The organism is Candidatus Saccharibacteria bacterium oral taxon 488, from assembly GCA_013100805.1.
In the GTDB taxonomy this organism is placed as follows: Bacteria; Patescibacteriota; Saccharimonadia; order Saccharimonadales; family Saccharimonadaceae; genus Nanosynbacter.
In genome coordinates this window covers 834993-858111 of sequence record CP040000.1, presented here as the reverse complement: position 1 = coordinate 858111, position 23119 = coordinate 834993, and the positions used below count along the sequence as shown (strand labels likewise).

Genomic DNA, 23119 nt, shown 5'->3' with positions numbered 1-23119 from the left:
AATACCTTCCCCCTCGGAACTAGCTTGATGACCCTACTATAGCAAAAAATCAGACTTTTCCACAAGCACAGGCGCCATCATAAAATCTAGGGCCTCTCGAGGTGATTTTTCCACAACAATGAGCCACCCCTGATAAATATGTGGAAAAAACAGCAGAAACAGTGGAAAGTTTATCCATGGCTTGCAAAAAATGTCAAAAAAGGCTACACTAAATGACGATATGCCAAAGCGAACATTTCAACCACACAAGCGACATCGCGCCAAGACGCACGGTTTTCGAGCTCGTGTTTCGACCAAGGCTGGTCGCGCTGTTCTGAAGCGCCGTCGCCTCAAGGGTCGCGCCAAAATCGCTATCTAAATGTAAACTCCCGCCTCGCCTAACAGGGCGGGATTTTGCTATACTGGACCTATGTTACGTCACGTCAACCGATTTCATGGCCATGGTAGCCTGCGCTACGTCTATATGCGCGGTCAGGCGATCCGCTCGTCGCAGCTCACCATGAAATATATTGCCAATCCACGCCGCCGCCATGGTCGGTTTTCGGTAGTGATTAGCAAGAAGGTGCTCAAGTCTGCCGTTAAGCGCAATCGTGTTCGCCGCCGAATTTACGAAATTATCCGACTAGAATTGCTGTATGTTCGGGGCGGGTTTGATGTCGTCATTATGGTGTTTTCGCCGGAGGTGCTACTGATGCCGCATGACGATTTAAGAACGGCAGTAAAACAACTCTTTTCGCAAGCCGGGCTGTATAAATAGTGCTACCTCTGGTATAATGGGGATATGAACATGTTTGATGTGGTTATTGTGCAACCAATTTTTAACTTGCTGATGGCGATTTACGCGCTGATTCCAGGCGGTGATTTTGGGGTTAGCGTTGTACTATTTACAATAATTGTGCGGTTACTCTTGTGGCCACTAGTTAAGAAGCAACTCCACCAGGCTAAAGCGATGCGCAAGATACAGCCCGAACTTGCCAAGCTGAACAAAAAATATAAGAGCAATCCACAGATGCGGGCGATGGCGATGATGGATGTGTATAAAAAGCATAACATCAAGCCGATGAGCTCTATCCTAGTACTCCTTATCCAGCTGCCAGTACTGATCGCGATTTATCGTGTGGTGCAGATATTCGTATTGCAGCGTTCAGAGCTTGCTAAGTACACATACGACGTGATGGAGCAGTGGGGACCGGTCAAGCATTTGATCGCTAATCCGGATCACTTTAACCAGAATTTCTTGGGGCTGATGGACCTGACAAAGCAGGCGTTATCATCAAATGGCGTATCAATCGGACTGCTCATCCTCGCCCTGGTGGCAGCTGTTTTGCAGTATTTATTATCAAAGCAGATGTCGCCAAGTTCGGATAGTAAGAAGCGGCTACGTGATGTGCTGATGGAAGCGGGCGAGGGCAAGAACGCCGATCAAACCGAAGTTAACGCCATTGTTACACGCAAAATGATGAAGGTTATGCCGGTGTTTATGTTCCTTATTATGATCAGTCTGCCAGGGGCGCTGGCGCTCTACATGGCAACCTCAAATATCGCTGCTTATATCCAAAACGCCATTATTCTCAAGCAAGACGGGACAGAGATACAGCAAATTGCCGGCGAAAAGCGAGCGTCGAAATCTACGAGTAAGTCAGCGACAACGTCAGTGAAAAAATCAAAAGCCGCTTCGCAACGAGCAGCCACAGCGACTGAGGCGAACATTACGCGGATAAAGGCGAAGGATTAAGGAGGTTATATGGATCAAATCGCGACCATTGAATTTGTCAAGAAATACCTAGAGGATTTTTTGGCGTTCTTTGATCTCAATCTGGATGTTGATGTTAGCGTTGAAGACGATGTTATCAAGGCCGTTGTGCCATCGAGTGAGCGCAATAGTTTACTCATCGGGCGGAATGCGGAGACACTGCGGAGTCTACAGACGGTGGTGTCAGCAATTTTGCGTAACCGTCAGGCGGCGCTGGTGCGAGTGAATATTGATATCGCTGATTATAAGAAGCAGCATGCCGAAAAGATTGCTGACAAGGCGCGCGGCTGGATCGAAGAAGTACGGCGGACGGGCGAGACGAAAATTATTGAACTAAATTCAGCTGATCGCTGGGTAGTGCACCGCGTGGCGAGTGACTATAGTGATATTGAGACCCATTCTGAGGGCGAGGGCCGTGCGCGACACTTGGTGATTTCACAGAAGAGTTCTTAATCTTTGAAGACAACGTTGGTATAGAGCAGGTAGTTCCAGATGAGGCTGGCAACGGTGGCGATGAGCTTACTGATAAATAGTGCTGCTGGCTGGCTGAAACTGAAGTTGATGAAAATTGGTGCGAGTAGCGCAATAATGCCAGTCTGAATTACCCAGAGACCAAACAAGGTGACGAGGGTAAAGAGGAGTAGCTGACGGCGAACATTGCCGGTGCGTGAGCGAAAGGTGAATGATCGATTGGCGACGAAGCTGAAACTAAAGGCGATGGTTGTCGAGATAATATTAGCTAATTCTTTCGGTGTGCTGATAAACCAGGTCAACATAAACAACACACCAAAATCAATGGCGGTGTTGATGGTACCGATGAGGAGGTAGCGAAGTTTGGTGGCATGGTTGGTGATGTAGTGTTTGAAGCGAGCCATAATGATAAGTATACCTAGTTGGTGCGATGTTTTTTGGCGGCAATGGCCTCCTTGAAAGCAGCGATGAGGCGCTCGGTATTATTCTGCCAGGAAATAGTATTGAGATGAGCTTGAACCGCAGTTTTCATATCAAGGCGTGCTTTTTGCGGGTCAGCGATGATAGAGAGCATTTTTTTCATGAAGTCGTCGGGATTCTTAGGCTGAGCGTAAAGAACCGCATTTCCACCAGCCTCGCGGAGCACAGGAATATCGGAGGCAACAACCGGCGTGCCACTAGTCAGCGCTTCAACAATCGGCATACCGAATCCTTCGTAAATGGAACTCATGCAAAAAAGGTCTGCTTGCTGATAAAACGCAGGTACGTCTTCTTGGGGGATGTAGCCTGGACGAATGACGTGTTCACCCGCGGCCTGGGCTTCAGCGATGGCACATTCAGTAGTTTCGGTCTTCCAGCCCTTACCGCCAGCCAACACTAACGAATATTGTTTGCGGATTTTTTCTGGCAGGGCCCGAAAAGCAGCAATCATTGTCGGTAAATCCTTGCGCGGTTCGAGATTGCCGATTGAAAAGATATACCGCTTGGTTGGTAAGTTGTATTTGGTGGCGACGTCGATTGCACCCGGTTGAGAATAAATTGGGTCAGCTGGTATTGGCGTGACGATAATTTTTGAGGCTGGCACGCCGTATTCGGCGATAATTTCTGATTTGACTGACTCCGAGACAGTAATGATGAGGTCGGCTACTCGGGTTGCATGGGCGACACGGCGGCGTAAATGGGCTAAATTGCGCCGTTCAATCGTCTCAGGAAAATAAAGATAGCCAAGGTCGTGAATAACGACGGCAGTAATAGTTGCTTTACTGGTTGTCCAGCGGTCGAAATTTGGAAAAATTGCGACATCAACAGGTGAAGATAGCAGGTCGTAGGGTAGCAGTAGACCGTAACTCTGGAGCTTGGCAAATAGCCGCTGGGGTATGAGCGTGTGTTTTTCATGCTTGATTGAGCTGTCTAGAATAGGGTCCCGATGCTTGCTCAAAAAATTAAAATAAAACGCCGAAACTTCAGTCCCCGACGGTGAGTAACAAGCCAGGCTATTGGTTAACATACGAGTGTAATGACCAACGCCAGACATATTAGGAGCAGTGAGGGCGGCGGTTTCAACACGAATATTCATGAGTATATTATAACCCGTTTTCATACAAAGGAATAAACTGTGTTTTAACGATGATGTGAAAAACAAATGAGGCAAGATATTGACGGCGAGCGGCGGCGGCTAGACGTACGCGAAGCTTGGGGTTAGAATATAGCTGCTCCATGGCGCGATGCAGTGCTGTCGAATCTTTTGCGGGGACGAGGAGGCCGGTCTTATTATGATGAATAATCTCCGGATTGCCACCAACGTCAGTGGCGACAATTGGTAGTTGGAGCATACTGGCCTCAACGAGTGAAACACTAAACCCCTCGTGGTATGTTGGATGAAGATATACGTCAGCGGTGACAACCTCAGGGAGAGGGTTTGTTTGGTGGCCGCGAAAAGTGACCGGTAACCCTTTGGCTTGTTTCTCAAACCGTGAACGATCTGGTCCGTCACCGATCAGAATGAGGCGCGTGTCGTGATGTGTAGCGTGAAGTCGTTTGAATGCAGCGATCGCTTCGCTAACTCCCTTATCAACAACCAGGCGGCCGGCGATACAGAACGTGAACGGGCGGCTTTTGATAGGTGTGTGTGTTGGTTTCTGGTCGTTGACACCATTATAGATAACGGTTAATTTACGATGAATTGGTGAGGTTGACGGCAGATTATCAGAAACGAGACGGCATTCACTCTGGCTAACGAGGGTAATTGCGTCGGCAAAGCGTGCCGCCCAAGCAACCAGCTTACCAGTCGGGTTTTTATACCATACGCCGAGCTGCTTCCAGACATGTTTGAGGTCGGCGTGATCAGTCCAGATAACATGGGCACCGATAAGCTTACCAGCAATTGACCCAGCAATAAAATCATCCTTACTCTGCAGGTGAACAACGTCAGCTTTGTAGCGATGAAATTGGATAATATAATACAAAGTGAGTAGCAGCTGCCAGAGTATATATAGTGGTGTTAATACAACTCGCCGGCCGCTCCAGTTTTGTCGAGACCACCACCAAGAGCGGTGATAAGTCAACCGTTCGTGCTTAGCGTAGTCACAGAGTGTCGTGTGGTGACTAAAAATAACCGGCAAATGGCCCAGCTCTCGTAGCTCCTGAGCTAAGAACACTGGAAATCGCTCGCCACCACCAAAATCATGAGGTGCGGCATTTCGTACGATAACAACTCGTAACCGATTCATTTTACAAGTATATATCTTTTTGGTGTAATTTGGTATAATCAGGGAGTGAGACGTCTCTTTGGTAATGAAAAAAATCGGGCAATTTTGCGCGCAATGGTTAGCACAGACTTTAAGGTTCGCTACCAAAATTCTGCCCTCGGATACGTATGGTCGCTTCTGAAGCCGCTGTTCATATTCGGCATCTTGTATGTATTGTTTACCTATGCATTCCCACAGGGTAGTAAAGGGATTGAATATTTTGGCGTCTGGTTATTAATTGGCGTCGTGCTATGGAACTTTTTCTCTGAGGCAACGATGGTAGGTACTCGTTCGGTAGTGGAAAATGGGCAACTAATTCGTAAAGTAGCAATCCCAAGACACCTCTTAGTGGTTGCCAGCTCCGTATCGGCGCTGATTAACCTTGGCTTGGGGATGATTGTGGTGATAATTTTTGCACTACTAAGTGGTCTAATGCCAACTTTGTTGTGGTTGCTACTAATTCCGATAATTGCTCAGCTATTTTTACTATCAATTGGCCTATCTCTCCTGCTCTCAGCGCTTTATGTGACATTTCGTGATATCGCGTACATTTGGGAAATTTTGTTGCAGGCTGGGTTTTACGCTAGCGGTATTATTTTCGCCATTATTTATATGCCAGCGATCATCCAGAAGGTGGCATTTTTGAACCCGGTCACACAAATTATTCAGGATGCTCGGCATGTACTCATGCCCAATAATTCAGCTTCTCAAACGATTTGGCAGACGTTTCATAACCCACTACTATGGATTATCCCGATTGTAATAACCATCGGGCTATTTGGGTTGGGGTGGTGGTATTTCCAGCGTAAGCAACGTTCATTTGCGGAGGATATTTAGATGGCAAAGCCGGCGATTATAATCAAGGATATACATAAAGAGTTTGTGCTGCCGCAGACCAAGAACTCAAGCATTAAGCATGCTTTTGTTAATATTATTAAACGAAATAAAAAGACCGTCCAAAAGGTATTGGACGGGGTTAGTTTTACTGTTAATCAGGGTGACTTTTTCGGGGTTGTTGGTCGGAACGGCTCAGGAAAAAGTACCATGCTTAAAATTCTCGCCGGTGTATATCAACCGACGAGCGGTAGTATTCAGCTACATGGTAAGCTGACACCATTTATTGAACTGGGTGTTGGCTTCAACCCGGAGCTGTCTGGCCGAGATAATGTTTTTTTGAACGGAGCACTACTTGGGTTCACCCGCAAAGAGATGGAGGCAATGTATGATGAGATTGTTGCCTTTGCTGAACTTGAGCCGTTCATGGATCAGAAGCTGAAAAATTATTCGTCGGGCATGCAGGTGCGGTTGGCGTTTTCAGTAGCAATTAAGGCGCGTAACGATATTATGATTTTCGATGAAGTGTTGGCTGTCGGTGATGAGGCATTCCAGCGCAAGTGTATCGACATATTTGAGCAGTATAAAGCCAGCGGGCAGACAGTTGTCCTAGTGACACACGATATGGAAACGGTCAAGAAGTTTTGTAATCGTGCTGTGCTAATCCAAGACGGTACAATTATCAAAGAGGGGGACCCGGTACAGGTGGCTGATGAGTATAGTCGGCTTAATCAAGCAGTGATTGATGCAAGTATTGATAGAAATCGGCAATATACAGGTGAAAATGTTGATATTACAATCCGCGGCGCGACAGGTAAAAAGCAGCGTAGCTTTAAGGTTGGTGAGACTATCTCGTTTGATATCGCTTGGCGCCACGATAAGACGCGAGCAATCATGGTTGATTTGTATCGCAAAGACAGTGATTTAGTATCGAATTTTATTACTAATCGTGAAGGCTTCGCTGAGCTACCAAAAGATAAAAAACTGACACTTGATATCGAGGTAAACTTGGGCCCGGGATCGTACTATGTTGACGTTAATCTTCTCAATCACGATGGGTCAGTAAAGTATGACGTTGCTTATCGTGCCGAGGAATTTACTATCACGAAAGACTTTTCAGTAGTTGGGCAGTCGTTTGGGGGATTAACATTGATTCCGCGGCAGTGGCGCCACGATCACAGATAGAAAAGGATAGTCAGCTAATGGTTTGACGATAAACTGGTTATCCCTGTGCCATTTAAGCAGCCGATTTTGTTTTTCGACGTGATGGTCGAAGCTTAATCTTAATGATATCAAGTCCCCACTTAACAACGATCTTGGCGGCAGTGCGCCCGGTTGATGCCACGTTCCAAAGCTGACGGAGCCCCTTACCAACCTGTCCCTTTTGAAGCATACGATAACCAATGCGCATTAGTACAAAAGTGTAGGCGTGCTTATGGCTAATTCCAAAATCATGGTTAATTGGATTTTTGAGATAATAGGCGAAAGCACGTTTGATATCGGCACGACTAGTGACCGTCGGCTGAACGATATCCCAGTTGCGAAGCGAAAACTTTTTAGCGAGACGATTTTGCTCATCGCGCCGTTTAGCCGAGATGCTGCCGTCACTAATGCGATAGCGAAAAACAGGGTAAGGTACGTTGGCAAGCTCACCATGTTCGGCAAATTTACTAAACAGGTCATAATCTTCAGCCGGACAGGTGTCAGGGTAAAGACCAGCGTCAAGTGCTGCCTGGCGGCGATAAATGACCGATGAATGACAGAATTGATTAAAAATGCAAAGACCGAGTCTAATATCTTCGTTACGAGCAACGTTAAAAATAAAACCAGTTGGTACGCTATCTTGGTTCATGATTTCTGCGCCACCGCCAACCAGAACCAGGTTTTTGTTTTTCTCTAGCATAGTGACTTGAGTCCTGAGCTTGTGCGGTAGCCACTCATCGTCGCCATCAATACGGGCAATGTAGGTACCACGCGCTTCGGTAATGCCGCGGTTGAGTGAAGCCACGAGGCCGCTATTTTTTTGATTAATGAGGCGAATGCGGCTATCTTCTTTTTGAAGGCGTTCAATTATTTTTTTTGTGCCGTCTGATGATCCGTCATTGATAATGATATATTCAAAATCAGTAAAATCTTGTGACAGCACGGAGCGAATTGAGGACTCAATGTATGTTTCGTCATTATAGGTGGCGGTAATAATTGACACCAATGGTGGTTTAACTTGGGATTTCTGTGCATTCATACGGGATATTATAGCATCTTTGTTGGTAAAAATATTGAAAACCCAACGATTAGCTGTTATGCTTAAGCTGATAGGATAAAACAGGGGAAACAACACTATGCGAGTTAAACAAACATCGCCAAAGAGGACCAAGATTGTAATAATTAGTTTAGTAAGTGCGATTGTCGTGATTGCTATTGCGGCGGCTGTTTATGCGATAACGCGGCCACAACAAACAGAACGGGCCAAGGATGATGCTAATTCGTCCCGAGCAAAGGAAAATAACAGCAACAAAGACGGTAATAAGAAAGTTGACGACAGTAAGACGAAGCCAGAAGAACGTGATGGCCGCAGCTCCGATAAGCCAGCTGGTCCTGGTGAGCAACGCGGCTCAAAACGAGCAGTAACACCGATTGTGAGTGGTTACGGCCTCAGTGGCGACGGGCAACGTCTACAAATTGACGGCGGCGTTAATGCTATTGTCGAAAACGGCGGTAGCTGTACCTTTACAGTATACTGGTCTGGTGGTCAAGTTTCGCGTCAAACTGGCGCATCCGCTGGTCCGAGCTCGACAAATTGTCGGATGGCCGAGATTCCACTATCAGAATTACCGTCGGGCACTGACATGTCGATCAAGGTTGCTTACTCGTCGGGTGTATATGCTGGGGAGTCTACGAACGGGCCATCGTTCCGCAAGGAGGGGCTACGATGATTCGGTTGCAGCATGTGAAGTTATCTTGGCTAAAGCGTGTTGGGTATACACTGATCGTCGTTGGTGTTGTTGGTCTAGGGGTTGTCTTCTGGCCAAAAACAGGAGCGTTGTCACCATGGAGTCCTGGACGAATTATTGATGACAATGTTTTTTATGACACCAATACATTTTCAAGCGTTCAAGATATTCAAAACTTTATTAACAGTCATACGCCAGCCTGCGATACGTGGGGAACTGGGCCGTCCGAGTATGGAGGAGGTACGCGAGCGCAATATGCAGCTAAACGCGGTTGGCACGGCCCACCGTATGCCTGCCTGCGTGATTATCACGAAAATCCAAGTACGAAAGAGACCTCGTTTGAAAGGGGTGGCGGCTGGTTTGCTGGCGGTCTGTCGGTGGCTAATATTATCTGGAATGTATCAAAAGAATTTGGTATTAATCCGCAAGTAATGCTGGTGACGCTAAAGAAAGAACAGGGGTCGTTGTTTACTGATGTCTGGCCGCTCAAGAGCCAGTACAAGTATGCTATGGGCTTTGCTTGTCCAGATAGCGGCCCGGGTAATACGGCAAACTGCTCAAGTGAATATGCCGGCATGTACAACCAATTGCGGATGGCGGCGCGGCAATTCCGGCTTTATACTAATCGGCCGGGCGAATATCGCTATAAGGCTGGTCGATCAAACTACATCCAGTATAGCCCAAACGCGGCCTGTGGCGGCTCATGGGTATATATCGAGAATCAAGCAACAGCTAATTTGTACAACTACACCCCATATCAGCCAAATCAAGGAGCGCTCAATGCCTATCCAGGGACAGCCCACTGTGGAGCATATGGTAATCGTAATTTTTGGCGCTTCTTTAATGAATGGTTTGGTTCGCCGCTGAAATCTGTGCGAATTGAATCGCCGCTGTCGGTGAGGACGGAGGGGACCGGGTCAAAACTATTTACGGACATGACAATAACCGCATCGTTTACTATCCGTAACGCCACAAATCAGCGTCGCGATCTAGGTACCATGGCGATAGCCGCCCGTGATAGCAAGTGGAATAACTATGACTTTGGTAGCCAACGGGTTATTCTTGAGCCATGGCAGACATATACCTACCGAGTGACAACTAAGTTAACGAAAGAGGAGAATTATAAATTCTGGATCACAAATTACCGTGAGGGCAACGGTTGGAGTAATAATTATCCAGAATCAGCTCCGGGCCATAGCCGCGAAGTGTCGACGTTTGTGCAGACGGCGCCAACAGTAACTTCCCCAGTAACTATTCAGAACCAACGAACTCACGTTGGGCAATCAACGCGGATTCGCTTCACGGTTAAAAACAATAGTCCGAAGCCAGTTGACCTTGGTTACTTTGGTGCGGCAATTACTAGTCCGAGTGGACGAAATGCTGATGCTAGTTTTGATACAGTCAACAGCCTTGCGCCGGGTGCAACCTACACCTACGACCGGGAATTTATTCCGCGGGAAAGTGGTCTATACAAGGTGCGAATTAGCGGCACTCTCGACAAGGGGACAACCTGGACCGAGGCGCAGTATCCGGTGCCAACGCCGGCTAGTGCTGGTAACCGGGCGCAGTTCACCATTCTCCCCAACCCCACTCTCACTCAGGGCATTACTTTCTCTAATTCCACTCCACGTGCCGGCGAGCCAGTCACTACCACCTTTAAGATCAAGAACTTTGCCAGCCAACCCATCACTACCACTAACCGCACCTGTCTCATTATGCGCAACCAACATGGAGCAAACTATGATCTCGGCTGCCTCCAACCAACCACCATTCAACCTGGTCAAGAACAAGAATTCAAGACCACTCGTTCCTTCCCAGTTGGTATCTACCGTGCCTACTTCTCCACCTTTGACGGCCGTACGTGGCACGAATATGCCGCTCCACCGCTTGAGACTGGTAACGAGGCGGTGAAGGGGGAGATGAGAGTGCTGCAAGATGTCGTCATGTCACAGGGATTATCAATAACGCCAGCGCCAGCGCGTGCTGGTGACAAGCTGACCGGCTCATTCACTCTGCGTAATCTTAGTTCGGCAGTGTCACAGACTGATCAGCGCTTGTGCTATATTATTCGGGGTCCACGTGGCGAGAACCATGACCTCGGCTGTCAATCAACAAAGGGAATTGCTCCAAATAGTAGCATGCAGTTTTCGCTCAGTCGTCTTTTTGACAAGCCGGGTACGTATAGAGCCTTCTTTGCGCTATACGACGGCAGTCGCTGGCACGAAGGGGTGGCGCTACCGGGGTTGACTGGCAAGGAGGTAGCTAGCTTATCATTCACCATTCTCTCTAATCCAACACTCACACAAGGATTAACACTTTCTAATGCCAATCCTCGAGCTGGAGAGCCAGTGACGGCTACTTTCAAGCTGAAAAACTTTTCTAACCAACCGGTAACAACGACAGAGCATAATTGTTTCATTTTACGTAGTCAAAGCGGTGCAAACCACGACTTTGGCTGTCTCTCTCCAGCAACAATTCAACCAAATCAAGAACTAGAATTCAAAGCAACTCGCTCATTCCCAGCTGGTACTTATAGCGCCTACTTCTCAACCTTTGATGGAAGACATTGGCAGGACCACAAAGCACCACCTCTCGAAACTGGCCAAGAGGCGGTTAGGGGCGAGATGAGGGTGCGCGAGTAGAGCGGACAATTACCGCTTAAGCATACGCCTAACTTCCGTCAAAAACCTTTTTTGTGAAAAATCACGTAGCGCCTGTTTTCGTAGAGATTGGGCGTTGGCAAACGCTATCTTGGGATTGTCCAGAACAACAGTTAACGCTTCAGCGTAGGCTTTTGGATTGGTGATATCATCAACAATCTGTCCATATGTACCAACAAAGTCTGCTACTCCACCAACGCGTGCTGCTACTAGGGGCAAGCCGCACAGGGCTGTCTCAATTGGCGTATTTGGCATGCCGTCAAAGAGCGATGTATAGAGAAAGACGTCATAGTTATCAACAGGCAGTGACGGTACACCATTAAAGCCACCGCGGTAATGAACCCGTGGATGGGATGGTAGTTTATGGGCGGGAAACTCGCTCGATGCGTCACCGTACATATCAATATGGACATCACCCGGCAGCAAATCAGCAATGACTGCAACTAATTGAGGTAATTTCTCTGGTGATAGGCGGGACGCCCAAAGGACTCGCCTTTGACCAGCCAGCTTTGCTACCGGTGTGTACGTGCTGCTATCAAGTGGTTGATGGTGAACGGTAATTGCATCCGCGTCATAAGCATATTCATTAACCCACATCGACTTGACGGCTTCATTATCGGTGGTTATCTCAGAGAGCAGGTGATAAATCTGTGGCAGATGACTGTGTGAAAAACCAAATATTCGTCCAGTTTCATCGGTGCTTTGGCTATAGGACGTAGCAATAACTTTTTTACCAGTGGCCTTGATATATACTGCGTGATCTCGCACAAAATCATAAGCCAGCTCTGAGTTGAGGATGTGGAGTACGGGTGCATGAATATTCTCGATCAATTGTTCTAGCAGTCTATATTTTTGTTCTATCGGGAAAAATCGGGTAATTGTCCCAAACGGCACGAAATCTACGTCGATGTTAAGTCGTGGTCGCCACTCTGAGTAATTAGCGTCAACTTCATTTGTGGCAATAACCAAAACTTTCTTGCCGAGTGACGCAGCGGTGTTGGCGTAGTTAAGAGCAAATAGATCAGCACCGCCACGCTTGAGCCACGGTACGAACAACACATAATCATACCTATCGTTTCGTAAATCACGACACATTTGCCAGTACGCCAAGCCAACACGATAATGATCATCGGTAATTGTGTGGTATACTGTCGGTAATGGATGTGGTGGAAAAATTAGTTTCTCAATATGATGTAATGCTCGCCATTCAGTATCAAGCCACGCTGGCAGCACCTCGGTCGCCGGTGTCAACTTCTTTTTTTTGAGCACATTGCGTCCGCGTCGGATGATTGCGAGCGGCCGCTTGACTAACCCTAGTGGAATGCGAGAACGAATCAGCAGTTCTTTGATGGTATTTTTTGTTTGGCGCCGCTGCTCTGAGGTGGGTGTGGCGACCGAGTCAAGCTTGATGGTACGAAAGTACGATGGACTAAAGAGTGGGTGGGCGTGGAGCACTGAGCGGCTAGTTTTTTGACGTGCCCATTCCGAGCCGGTGGCCTTACGGCGAACAAAGATAGCGGTTTCCGGAATGAGGACATTTTTGACACCATACTGGATGAACTGACAGCTCATAAACCAATCCTCGTAGCCATATCCGGGGCTATTTGGTGTATACGGAAATTGGCGAAGTAAAGTACTTGGCGCAATAATGACCGAGTTCCATCGTCCCGAAAGTACACTCAGCAGGGTGTCGCGGTCTTTATTAGTGTAGCCAACTTTTTCAACAATGGCATTTGCCCCCTCAAACTCAATAGTATAGGCACTATGGGCAACATATTTACCGTAGGAGTGGTTTGTTAAAAATTGCACACCATCTCGTAGCCAGTTGGCACTCATCAAATCGTCGGCATCGATAAATGCGATGAAACGACCGTGCGCCTTGGTGATGGCACTATTGCGAGATTGAGCGAGGTCACCATGATTCCATTGGTGTATAGCGATCGGTAGAGCGGTATAATTACTGAAGTAGCGAATTGTTTCTTCATCGCCACGGTCAATTGATATAATTATTTCGTAAGAAATATCGCTATCACGAAGCAGGCTGACAGCACGTTCAATGGAGCGCATAGTTTTATGAGCAATAAGGCCTTCGTGATGGGCGGTAACAATGATAGATAAAAGTGGTTTCATGACGCTATTATAGTTTAGGTGATTGCTTTAGTCTATCGTTAAATTATGATACTATATGGTAAGTATTATGGAGAGAAAAAAGAGCATACTGTTTTTTAGCGTTGTTTGGGTGGTTTTGTTTTTATCTTTCTTTGGCAATGTTTTTGGAGTCGGCCTGTGGCGCGAATGGTTTGATGGCTTTCAACGCGACTCATCAGCCATAGTAGAAAAAACGGCTCGTTGCAAGGAAAAATCTGGTTATAGCGGGCCGCTAATCGTTGCTAAAAATGAAGATTATAATTCAGTCATGACGACTGGGGGTTGTGATGCCAGCCTGCTCAAACCGTATGCTTCGCAATATGGTCTACAGGCGAGAATAATTACCGCACTAGCACCAAACGATAGTGCGAAATTGCCGGTATATTTTAAGAAAGTTAATGTAGTTCTATCTGCAGCCATGGCGGCCCTTATGGCACTTGTAACCCTTAGAGTCAGGAAGTTGTTTGGCCTTGTTGCCGCAGCAGTATTCGCGACACTGGTTGCATTTAGTCCGTGGGTTGTCGGCTATGCGCAAAATATGTATTGGATAGAGCCACTGATGTTTGCTCCGTTTGCCTTTGCCTTTCTGAGTTACTCATACTGTAAGTCATCGAAGAAAATGTGGCTATTCTACCTCGGTGAAACCATATTGCTATTCTTAAAACTTTTGGGCGGCTATGAGTATATATCAACAATTGCTATATCTGTATTTGTACCAATCATATTCTTTGAACTCGTCAATAATAAACAAAAAATTATCAAGCTGTGGAAGCACGCCGTCATGACAGGTGTCGTGGTTGTCGTGGCCTTTGTTGGTGCGTACGCAACCAACTTTATGGCACTCTCTGATTACTATCACTCCTCAGACACCGCTCTCAAGATGATTAATGAGCGGGCATCGGAGAGAGGGCTTTCGGGGATTCGAAAGATGCGAGCTCATGCCGTTGGTAACCTGAAAACGCTTCTACCTGAGTCGTATAAATTTGCAGACAGATTTATCAATATGGATGAGCTAGCGGAGGACAGGGGCTCAACGTATCAGTATCTGGCAATAAACGCCGGTAACTATGTACTATTGCCAACATTAAGCTTGCCGTTATCGATCAAGGGGGTGTTTGGTGAGATCGTTCAGTCGATACTTGTTTGGGTACTTGTGGGGTATTTAGTGTTATTCTATCTTAAGAGGCGACACCCGTCTTTCAAGTATTATCGTTCATTCCTATGGTCGTTACACATTTCATTAGCTGGGGCACTGAGTTGGTTAATTCTTATGCCTGGACATGCTTTGCCTCACGCCCACATTAACGGTATCGTATTCTATATGCCGCTGCTTCTGTTTGTCTATATGGTAGTTGGCTTGTATATTGGTAACATAGTTAAAAAACGGAGAAAACGTGCGTAACAAAACGGTGATAATTGGCGGTGGTTTTTATGGATTGAGTGTAGCGCTGTACCTGTACGACACCCTGGGTGTCAAGAATATTGATATTTTAGAGAAAGAAAAACAGACAATGACTCGGGCGTCATATGTTAACCAAGCTAGGGTACACAATGGCTATCACTACCCGAGAAGTATTCTAACGGGATATCGTTCGGCAGTTAATTTTCCGCGCTTTACAAAACAGTTTGGGACGGCAATTCATTCAGATTTTAATAAATACTATGCTGTCGCCAAGCATCTGTCCAAGGTTAATGCGCATCAATTCAAGAATTTTGCGGATAAGATCGAGGCAGATATAGCGGTAGCTTCGCCAAACATTCAAAAAATGTTTAATAAAAATCTCATTGAAGAAGTTTTTAAGGTTAAAGAATATGCCTTTAATGCCCACGCCCTGAGAGACGACTTGTTGCGGCAAATTAACGATCGTCCGGGGATAACGCTTCACACGGGCTGTCGCGTTACGATGATTGATGAAACGCCAGACGGGCTGTGCGTTATTACTGATGGTGGCAAATTCAGGGGCGACTTCGTATTAAATTGCACGTATGCCAATATTAACACGCTCCATCGTGCATCAAATATACCGCTTGTTGGCTTGAAGCATGAAGTTACAGAAATGTGCTTAGTAAGTTTGCCGGAGCACCTAAAGGACTTTAGTATTACGGTGATGGACGGCCCGTTTTTCTCTATTATGCCGTTTCCCTCCAGGGGATTATATACACTCTCTCATGTCAGGTATACGCCGCACGAGTCATGGGTTGACAACGAGGATACGCCGGCTGAAAAAATTGACACACACGCCTATCTCGACAAAAGTTCTTTCCAGAGTAATTACAAACAAATGTATAACGATGTGGTGCGTTTTATCCCAGCCCTCAAGGATATGAAATATGAGGAGTCGATCGTTGAGGTAAAGACAGTACTCGTTAAGAGTGAAGATGACGATAGCCGTCCCATTTTATTCAAAGCTCATTTGGGTTATAAGGGGTATGTTTGTATAATGGGCGGTAAGCTAGATAATATTTACGATGTGTACGAGGAGTTAGACAAGCTATATGGCAAAAAATAGTTCGACTAAGACAAATAAAAAATCGAGTAAACAAGATATCTTTGTGTCGGTTATTGTCGTAACGCGCGACTTTGATGATTTTCCCGACTATTGTCGCAGGCTCTCACAGAGATTAATGGGTAGCTACACAAATTATGAGATTATAATTGTCGATAATGATTTGAGTCAAAATAGTGTGATTGCTGTCAGCGGGCTTCTCGATGAACTGCCATGTATGCGGCTTATCCGCCTCTCTCGACAATACACATATGACATCGCCATTATTGCTGGTCTCGAAGGGGCGATTGGCGATTATGCGGTAGTAACTAATCCCGCTATTGACGGCATAGAGGATGTAATGAACATTGTTGAGGCGAATAAAAAACACGATATCGTGCAGGGTGTTGCCGACATAACCACAAAGTGCCTTTTGTCAAAATCTGGTATCGGTCGCAGGTTGTTTTATTGGTATAATCGCAAATACATCAATATAGATATTCCACTACAAGCAACATATCTTATATCTCTCAATCGTCGTGCCATACGAGCGATAACTCTATCAACTCGACATGATAGCCACATTCGGCACATGATAAGGACTATCGGCTATTCATATACCGAGTATACCTATTCACCTCTGGTTGATCCTGTAAAAAAACACGGTTTTGGACGAGGGACGCTAGAGGCGCTCGATATTATCACCAGCCACTCGACGCACCCGCTCCGCTTTATGTCGTGGGTTGGGTTCTTTGCTAGTGTTGTAAATATGATGTATGCGCTTTATGTTGTGGTCATAGCTCTCACCAAAAAGAATGTTGCAGAGGGCTGGGTGTCGACGTCGCTTGAGCTATCAGGAATGTTTTTCATCCTATTTTTATTTATGGTAATTCTGTCTGAATACATTGGTAAAATACTAGTAGAATCGCGACAAGATGCCAGGTATTATGTGCTTGACGAGCTGAGCAGTACAACGTCACTAGCGAACGCAGAAAGGAAGAATATTACATCATGACAAAAACCCCTATAGTCAATAAACAAGATCATATTCGTCAAGACCATCCGGAGTGGGAGTTTCCAGACTTTGAGGTAAATGAAATAAACAAGAAAAAACATAAATATTGTGTATGTATTTTCGTCATTAATGAGGGAGAGCGTGTTCAAAAGCAACTACAAAAAATGAAGCCGCTAGCAAAACAGATTGATATTGTAGTGGCTGATGGTGGTAGCACTGATGGTTCACTTGAGGCTGATTTTTTGAAATCTCAAGACGTACGCGCTTTATTGACAAAAAGGGGCAAGGGTAAGTTAAGTGCACAGATGAGAATGGCGTTCGCCTGGGCTCTTTCTGAGGGTTATGAAGGAGTGGTTGTTGTTGACGGTAATGGCAAGGATAGTATAGAGAGAATTCCTGATTTTATTAAGATGCTTGATCAGGGGTATGACCATATTCAGGGTTCACGGTTTATACCGGGCGGCAAGGCGGTAAATACGCCGCTTTCGAGAGAGATAGGTCTTCATCTTATTCATGCGCCGCTGATAAGTCTTGCGGCTGGTAAGAGGCATACCGATACCACAAATGGCTTTCGTGCGTATAGCGCAAGGCTGCTCAAAGACCCGGATATTGCTGTATTTCGTGATATATTTCAAACTTATGAACTTCATTACTACCTCGCTATCGAGAGTAGCCGCCGCAAACAATATAAAACCGCCGAAACGCCAGTGGTGCGAACATATCCGAAGAAAGGTAAAACACCAACAAAAATCAGCCCCATTAAGGGAAATATGCATGTTCTGAAGGTGTTGTTTTATGCGGTGGCCGGAAAATATCGCAAACATAAAAAATAGCCTCTCAAGATTTCACATCCAGTCTGCGTTAGTAGCAGTGAGTATGCTAGCGCTGCTTGCCATTGTTTTCTATCCTGGATATATGTCTCCCGACTCCATTAGCCACCTTGAGCAAGCTACGGGCGTAGCTCACCTTACTGATTGGCATCCGCCAGTTATGACGCGGCTGTGGGGATTTCTGATTAGAGTAACTGGTCACATCTCATCTATGCTGATTTTTCAGCTGGTACTGCTTGTCGCGGCTATGTTTATGCTGTCGATTCTCGTGTATCGGCACACTCGTAACCGCGCATGGGCTCTTTCCGTCTACATAATTATACTACTGCCTAATATAGTGAATATTGCTGGCGTGATATGGAAAGATGTTCAGATGGCATTCAGTTTAACATTGGCGGTACTGCTCATATGGTTCATCATAACTAGTAAAAAATCACTAGGACGCATTGCTATGTGTGGTATCGTCGGACTGGCGCTGCTATTGATTCTCTATGCTAGCATCTTACGGCATAATGCATTGTTTGCGGTGCTGCCCATTCTGTTTGTATTGCCGAGCTTGTTAACCAAGCGACCTCCTGTGTGGAGCGGTCTTGCTAGTGTAATAATTGGTTTAGTGGTAACAATTGGTGCTACCATTGTCATTAATCAGCCTAGTGAAAAAACTCATCCAATTACCGCTGTGCAGCTTGACGATATAGTTCACGTTGCTAATCTTGATGGAGAACACCACGGTAGGTGGTCTATGTATAAAAAAATTCATGGTACCTGTCGCGATAAAACAAAAGATATCATGAATTCTTATATCATATGTACAACGGCCGCCCAGCGAGAAGCGCTCAAAAATGAACATCAAGGTGTATTTAATGATTGGCTATCGACGATCATAAGACATCCAATAAAATATGCATCATATCGGTTGGCAACTTTTTCGATATTTATCTTTCCGCAACCAGAGCGTATGTATATTTTTCAGCCTGGAATTGAGCAAAACCAGGTCGGTGCCGCGGTAAAGAATGAATATGCTACTAGTGGTCTAGCGGCATATGTTAAAGGCGGTGCCCAGGCGAATATCCCTCTGATTTTTCAGCCGTGGTTGTATGTTGCTGTCCTTGTATTTATTTACTATACGAGCAGAAGAATACGAGAACAGGTACAGCGACGCTTTACACGCGCAGTGGCTTTGTCGGGTCTCATATATATCGTGGCATACTTTCCTATGGCTGTGGCGGTTGATTATCGGTATATTTACTGGTCGGTTTTTGCAACGATATTGTCCGGACTATTCACGATAATATTAAGCCGACCAAAGAAAGAAGGCCGCCACTCGTAGCTAGTGTTTATTAATCCCTTCGCATTTATTAGCGTTATGTAGGCAAAAGTTACTTTGATAGATGTACAGGTTGTTTTGGGCGGTGACCTCGCGGTAAGATACGTCTTGTATTTCCAGAGAAGCTCCCGGTATCAAACTATAAACTTTTGGCGAAATTCGTATGGATGAATCATTTGGTGCCAGTGCCACAGGGAAGCTCCAGCTCGTGTCGTATTGTGGTAGCGACACAGGATGTTTTTGTAGTGATGATCCAGATAATTCTAGGAGGTACCTCGGTAGTTTAGCGGTCATAGGTAGAACGCTTCTAGCATTGTAGCGAACCGACACCTCAAACACGCGTATATTACTTGTAGCACTAGCAGTAATGACATAATCTCCGTTTGCGTCTTTTTGTATGTGGTGTTTCGGATGGCTCGTCTTTTTCTGTGCCGCAGTACCCGCCCGGCGTTTCCACAAAACATGAGAGTCATTTGTTGCAATGATAGTGTAGTTATCCTGAAGCTCCTTATAAAATGCCCAGTGACGAGTCCACAGCCACTCCTCATACTTAAAATATGAGGGATTTAGGGTTATGACGTAATCAGGCTTTTGGGTTATAAAATCTTGAGTGTAGTGATTTCTTCTGGCGGGGCCTAGGGCGTGTATAATATAGTCTTCACCCCCCGAAGATCCATTCTTCTGTTGGCGAATCGAATCATAAACACTGGTGTAGGTAGACCAGACACGCGCCCCCTTTTCAATGTGTGGAGCAAAGGTCTCGAGGCGCTTCCTCCAGGCGGTGCTGATATATTCAGCATCATCAGTAGAATGCCTGGCCTTTCTTGACTCGGTAATAATGTGTCTTAGCGGCATCCAGTCAATTTTTTGTAGAAATACCGCGGTGTTATATCCTAGGGCGATGATGCTACCAAGCAATAACCCGAATGCTAAGACCGAGAAGCCTTTACTTTTAGCGCTAGGAGTCGATTTTTTTGCTCGGATCAGGTTATATATCACACGAGTTACTATCGTCACAAGAATAACTCCTGCTGCTCTCTCCAGCGGTATGAGCTGCGCACTGGGCGCCCAGTAACCAGTGGCAGAAACAGCAAACACCACCAGGCCATATAGTAGCAAGATAGAGAAAACGAACGTTTCTTTTTTGGACAGTAGAGCTTTCTTTACACCAATTATATAGGCAACGACACCGCCGATAATGATGGGCAGCATGTAGAATAGCATCCTGTTGGTGAATAACTGATCAAGATTGCTTAATTGCAAAAAATTATTTGGTGGAGCGCCAAAGTACCATCCTTGGTCGCCTGAAACCTCAACGAGTGCATAGTAAAGTGCCTCGTGTGCGTGGCCAAGCGTCATGATTGAAAGTACGACATAGGTGGCCAGTGCTATACCGAATGACTCGCCGATAAACGCCAGCACTCGCTTTTTTATCGTTTCCTTAGAGCGAATATATTGAATTGCCCTGATGAGCACATAAGCAAGAATGAACGCGAGACCTTGTTCAGTCCCGCAGGCGACGGAAATCCCCATGAGGATGTATAGGATAGGGTAATAAAGGTTAACTTTCGTTTTATTTTTACCGACATTAATATGCCAATCCGGGTGCCATAACATAAAGGCTGCCGCGATGAATGGAAACGCTGTCCTGAGACCTAGAAGGGAATTACCCGCCCAAATTGCATCGATGCACAGCAGTGAAATAACGGTAAATATACTTGTCGTAAAGACCGCTTTCTTTGTGTTTTTGAAGTAGGCCCAAAATAGCAAGAAAGACGAGATGAGGAATAAGAGCGGCGACAGCAACAACTTTGCGGCCTCCACAGCAAACAAGTTGTGACCCATGACGTAGAACAAGGGGAGGTGAAGCAGGGGAACTCCTACCCCGTGAAAGAATGGAAAGTCTCGTGCTAAAACTTCACCATCAAGTAATCGACGGAGGGGGTTGTATAGCTGGAACGTTCCATTGGCCGCATAGGAATCCATCGCCAGGCCATTCCCGAGAGCTGCGAACACAGCGTAGCCTACGAAGACCAATAAGTGGGCAATACCTACAAATACCGCGGTAAAAAGCAGCGCTTGTTTAAGAGTTATCTGGCCTAAAATTTTAGGTTTCTTCATAGTGCCTAAACCATTCTATAATTGATATTGTTGCATGTCCATACTGGCTATCGTTGAGTTTTATATAAAATCTGACATAATTGTAGCCAGGAGGAATATACTATGAAGACTGCCTTAATTGGGTACACCGGATTCGTCGGTGGAAATATAAAGAGTCAACATGAGTTTGACGACTATTATAATAGTAAAAATATAGCTGACATTGAAGGTCAAGAGTACGACTTGGTAGTGAGTGCGGCAAACCGTGCTGAAATGTGGCGGATCAATCAGGAGCCAGAAGTTGACCGCGCGGAGATTGAAGGGTTTATCTCACATATCAAAAAGGTAAAGATTAAGAAGCTCGTCCTGATTTCAACAGTCGGTGTTTATAAAAATCCAAATGGTGCTAACGAAGATACGCCCATTGAAACCGAAGGGCTTTTGCCATACGGAGTTAATAGGTATTACCTTGAGCAATTCTGTCGTGAGAACTTTGACACAACAATTGTTCGCCTGCCGGGGTTATTTGGTGACGGGCTGAAGAAGAACGTTATTTATGATCTGATGAACAATAACATGGTTGAGAAAATCCATGCTGATGGCATGTATCAGTACTATAATCTCGCCAATATTTGGCGCGATATCACCACTGCTCTAGAGAATAATCTGCCGCTGGTTAATTTTGCGACGCCGCCAGTCAGCACGCGGGAAGTCGCCAAGGTTGCCTTTGGTATAGAGTTTACCAACACACCAGAAGGAGTAACACCGGCCTACTGGGATATGCACAGTAAATACGCTGAGGTGTATGGCGGCGAGGGCAATTATCTATATACAAAGGCAGAGGAGCTAGCTGGCATCAAGGAGTTTGTTGCAAAAAATAAGTAATCATGGTATAATGCGGTCATGAGTTCGAAAGAGTCAATGAAGCTTGCTATCTCGAATATTGCTTTTGGTGAAGATCAACAAGAAGCGCTGAAGCGTGTGTCGCAGTGTGGTGTTGAGGGGCTTGTAATTGCGCCGACGATAATTTGGCCAAGCGTATCGGAAATTGCCAATCTCTCTGGGGATCGACTCGAAACTTTGAAGCGGAAAGCTGGAGAATATCGCAATCGTCTCGGGGATCTCGGTCTGGCGGTTGTTGGGCTGCAATCGTTGACATACGGGATTGGAGAGAACGCGAAGATTTTCGGTACCGAAGAAGAGGGTAGAAATCTAACAGAACACCTAAAGAGACTAACCGACCTTGCTAGGTCACTCGGTGCAGACTCGATGTCATTTGGTTCACCGGGGTTACGCAACCCGGGGGAGCTTAGTGACAAGCAGGCTATGGAGAGAGTGGCTGAACTGTTTGGCAGAGTTGCTATTGCGGCCCACGATAACAATACCCAGATAGCACTCGAGCCGCTGTCAGGCTATGGCAACAAGTTCGTGGAAAGCTTAGAACAGGCCAGGGAACTGACTGATCGTATCAATCATCCGGGATTTGGAATTCATCCTGATACGGCAGCGATGCATGGTGCTGGGGACATGCCAGAGGATTTGGCTTCACTGATTCGTAACCATAGAGATAATGTACGCGGTATTGATGCCAGTGCTCCGGAGCTGAAGCGGCTTTCACTTGCGCCGGAGGTTCCCCAGGGAGGCTATATGGATGCCCTCAGAGGGGCTAATTATGATGGCTGGGTATCAATCGAAATGAGAGGTCCTTTGAACCCAAAGGTTCTTAAGGAGGAGATCGAAATCTTCAAAAAGCAATGTGGTCTCGCGGCATAGTCCATAGGATAAATAGTGGTATAA

The 23119-nt window shown here is 46.0% G+C and carries 21 protein-coding genes; 15 read left to right on the top strand and 6 right to left on the bottom strand.

Translation table 11 applies throughout. The features are described from left to right. Positions 1-220 precede the first annotated feature (220 nt). The 4 genes from FBF27_04520 to FBF27_04505 are packed head-to-tail and all read left to right on the top strand — an operon-like array spanning position 221 to position 2206. Positions 221-358: a 50S ribosomal protein L34 gene (locus FBF27_04520; protein QJU09641.1), complete on the top strand. Its 138-nt coding sequence runs from the start codon at positions 221-223 to the stop codon at positions 356-358. Positions 359-409: 51 nt separating this feature from the next. Beyond that, entirely contained in the window at positions 410-757 is a 348-nt protein-coding gene (gene rnpA, locus FBF27_04515) for a ribonuclease P protein component (GenBank protein QJU09640.1), read from the top strand. A 24-nt stretch (positions 758-781) separates the two neighbouring features. Beyond that, positions 782-1735, top strand: a complete 954-nt coding sequence (locus tag FBF27_04510) for a YidC/Oxa1 family membrane protein insertase (GenBank protein QJU09639.1) — start codon at positions 782-784, stop codon at positions 1733-1735. 9 nt (positions 1736-1744) lie between these two features. After that, the gene (locus tag FBF27_04505) at positions 1745-2206 is read left to right on the top strand and encodes a KH domain-containing protein (protein ID QJU09638.1); all 462 of its coding nucleotides are present in this window, start codon (positions 1745-1747) and stop codon (positions 2204-2206) included. Here FBF27_04505 and FBF27_04500 read toward each other — a convergent pair. The 3 genes from FBF27_04500 to FBF27_04490 all read right to left on the bottom strand — a co-directional run bounded on the left by FBF27_04500 (position 2203) and on the right by FBF27_04490 (position 4953). Then, a complete protein-coding gene (locus FBF27_04500) occupies positions 2203-2571 on the bottom strand; it encodes a GtrA family protein (protein ID QJU09667.1) in 369 nt (122 codons plus the stop codon). The genes FBF27_04505 and FBF27_04500 overlap by 4 nt on opposite strands. A gap of 71 nt (positions 2572-2642) precedes the next feature. Then, on the bottom strand, positions 2643-3824 hold the full coding sequence (locus tag FBF27_04495) for a glycosyltransferase family 4 protein (GenBank protein ID QJU09637.1): 1182 nt from the start codon (positions 3822-3824) through the stop codon (positions 2643-2645). Then, positions 3808-4953 carry a glycosyltransferase family 4 protein gene (locus FBF27_04490; GenBank protein ID QJU09636.1) on the bottom strand — a complete coding sequence of 382 codons (1146 nt, stop codon included), beginning with the start codon at positions 4951-4953 and terminating at the stop codon, positions 3808-3810. Before FBF27_04490 ends, FBF27_04495 begins: the two co-directional genes overlap by 17 nt. A gap of 45 nt (positions 4954-4998) precedes the next feature. Between FBF27_04490 and FBF27_04485 the strand changes: the two genes are divergently transcribed. Further along, positions 4999-5808, top strand: a complete 810-nt coding sequence (locus FBF27_04485; GenBank protein QJU09635.1) for an ABC transporter permease — start codon at positions 4999-5001, stop codon at positions 5806-5808. Continuing rightward, positions 5809-6990, top strand: coding sequence for an ATP-binding cassette domain-containing protein (locus FBF27_04480; GenBank protein QJU09634.1), 1182 nt, complete (start codon positions 5809-5811; stop codon positions 6988-6990). Positions 6991-7042: 52 nt separating this feature from the next. On the opposite strand, the gene FBF27_04475 is transcribed toward FBF27_04480, so the two are convergent. Beyond that, positions 7043-8047, bottom strand: coding sequence for a glycosyltransferase (locus tag FBF27_04475; protein ID QJU09633.1), 1005 nt, complete (start codon positions 8045-8047; stop codon positions 7043-7045). A 97-nt stretch (positions 8048-8144) separates the two neighbouring features. On the opposite strand from FBF27_04475, the gene FBF27_04470 reads away from it, so the two are divergent. Together FBF27_04470 and FBF27_04465 are read left to right on the top strand one after the other, a co-directional pair. Beyond that, positions 8145-8738, top strand: coding sequence for a hypothetical protein (locus tag FBF27_04470; GenBank protein QJU09632.1), 594 nt, complete (start codon positions 8145-8147; stop codon positions 8736-8738). After that, complete coding sequence (locus FBF27_04465; GenBank protein QJU09631.1) at positions 8735-11398, top strand: hypothetical protein; 2664 nt, start codon at positions 8735-8737, stop codon at positions 11396-11398. The genes FBF27_04470 and FBF27_04465 overlap by 4 nt, the downstream gene beginning before the upstream one ends. A 9-nt stretch (positions 11399-11407) precedes the next feature. Here FBF27_04465 and FBF27_04460 read toward each other — a convergent pair whose 3' ends face one another. Further along, entirely contained in the window at positions 11408-13546 is a 2139-nt protein-coding gene (locus tag FBF27_04460) for a glycosyltransferase (protein ID QJU09630.1), read from the bottom strand. Between the two features lie 67 nt (positions 13547-13613). On the opposite strand from FBF27_04460, the gene FBF27_04455 reads away from it, so the two are divergent. The 5 genes from FBF27_04455 to FBF27_04435 all read left to right on the top strand — a co-directional run bounded on the left by FBF27_04455 (position 13614) and on the right by FBF27_04435 (position 19225). Further along, complete coding sequence (locus tag FBF27_04455) at positions 13614-14966, top strand: hypothetical protein (GenBank protein ID QJU09629.1); 1353 nt, start codon at positions 13614-13616, stop codon at positions 14964-14966. Beyond that, entirely contained in the window at positions 14959-16074 is a 1116-nt protein-coding gene (locus tag FBF27_04450) for an FAD-binding oxidoreductase (GenBank protein QJU09628.1), read from the top strand. The genes FBF27_04455 and FBF27_04450 overlap by 8 nt, the downstream gene beginning before the upstream one ends. Further along, positions 16061-17065, top strand: coding sequence for a glycosyltransferase (locus FBF27_04445; protein ID QJU09627.1), 1005 nt, complete (start codon positions 16061-16063; stop codon positions 17063-17065). The genes FBF27_04450 and FBF27_04445 overlap by 14 nt, the downstream gene beginning before the upstream one ends. Next, the gene (locus FBF27_04440; GenBank protein QJU09626.1) at positions 17062-17898 is read left to right on the top strand and encodes a glycosyltransferase family 2 protein; all 837 of its coding nucleotides are present in this window, start codon (positions 17062-17064) and stop codon (positions 17896-17898) included. Before FBF27_04445 ends, FBF27_04440 begins: the two co-directional genes overlap by 4 nt. 82 nt (positions 17899-17980) lie before the next feature. After that, positions 17981-19225, top strand: a complete 1245-nt coding sequence (locus FBF27_04435; protein ID QJU09625.1) for a hypothetical protein — start codon at positions 17981-17983, stop codon at positions 19223-19225. Here FBF27_04435 and FBF27_04430 read toward each other — a convergent pair whose 3' ends face one another. Further along, on the bottom strand, positions 19226-21343 hold the full coding sequence (locus tag FBF27_04430) for a hypothetical protein (protein ID QJU09624.1): 2118 nt from the start codon (positions 21341-21343) through the stop codon (positions 19226-19228). 102 nt (positions 21344-21445) lie between these two features. Here FBF27_04430 and FBF27_04425 point away from each other — a divergent pair, with 102 nt between their 5' ends. Continuing rightward, entirely contained in the window at positions 21446-22207 is a 762-nt protein-coding gene (locus FBF27_04425) for an NAD-dependent epimerase/dehydratase family protein (GenBank protein QJU09623.1), read from the top strand. Positions 22208-22225: 18 nt separating this feature from the next. Then, positions 22226-23095 carry a sugar phosphate isomerase/epimerase gene (locus tag FBF27_04420; GenBank protein QJU09622.1) on the top strand — a complete coding sequence of 290 codons (870 nt, stop codon included), beginning with the start codon at positions 22226-22228 and terminating at the stop codon, positions 23093-23095. Positions 23096-23119 lie beyond the last annotated feature (24 nt).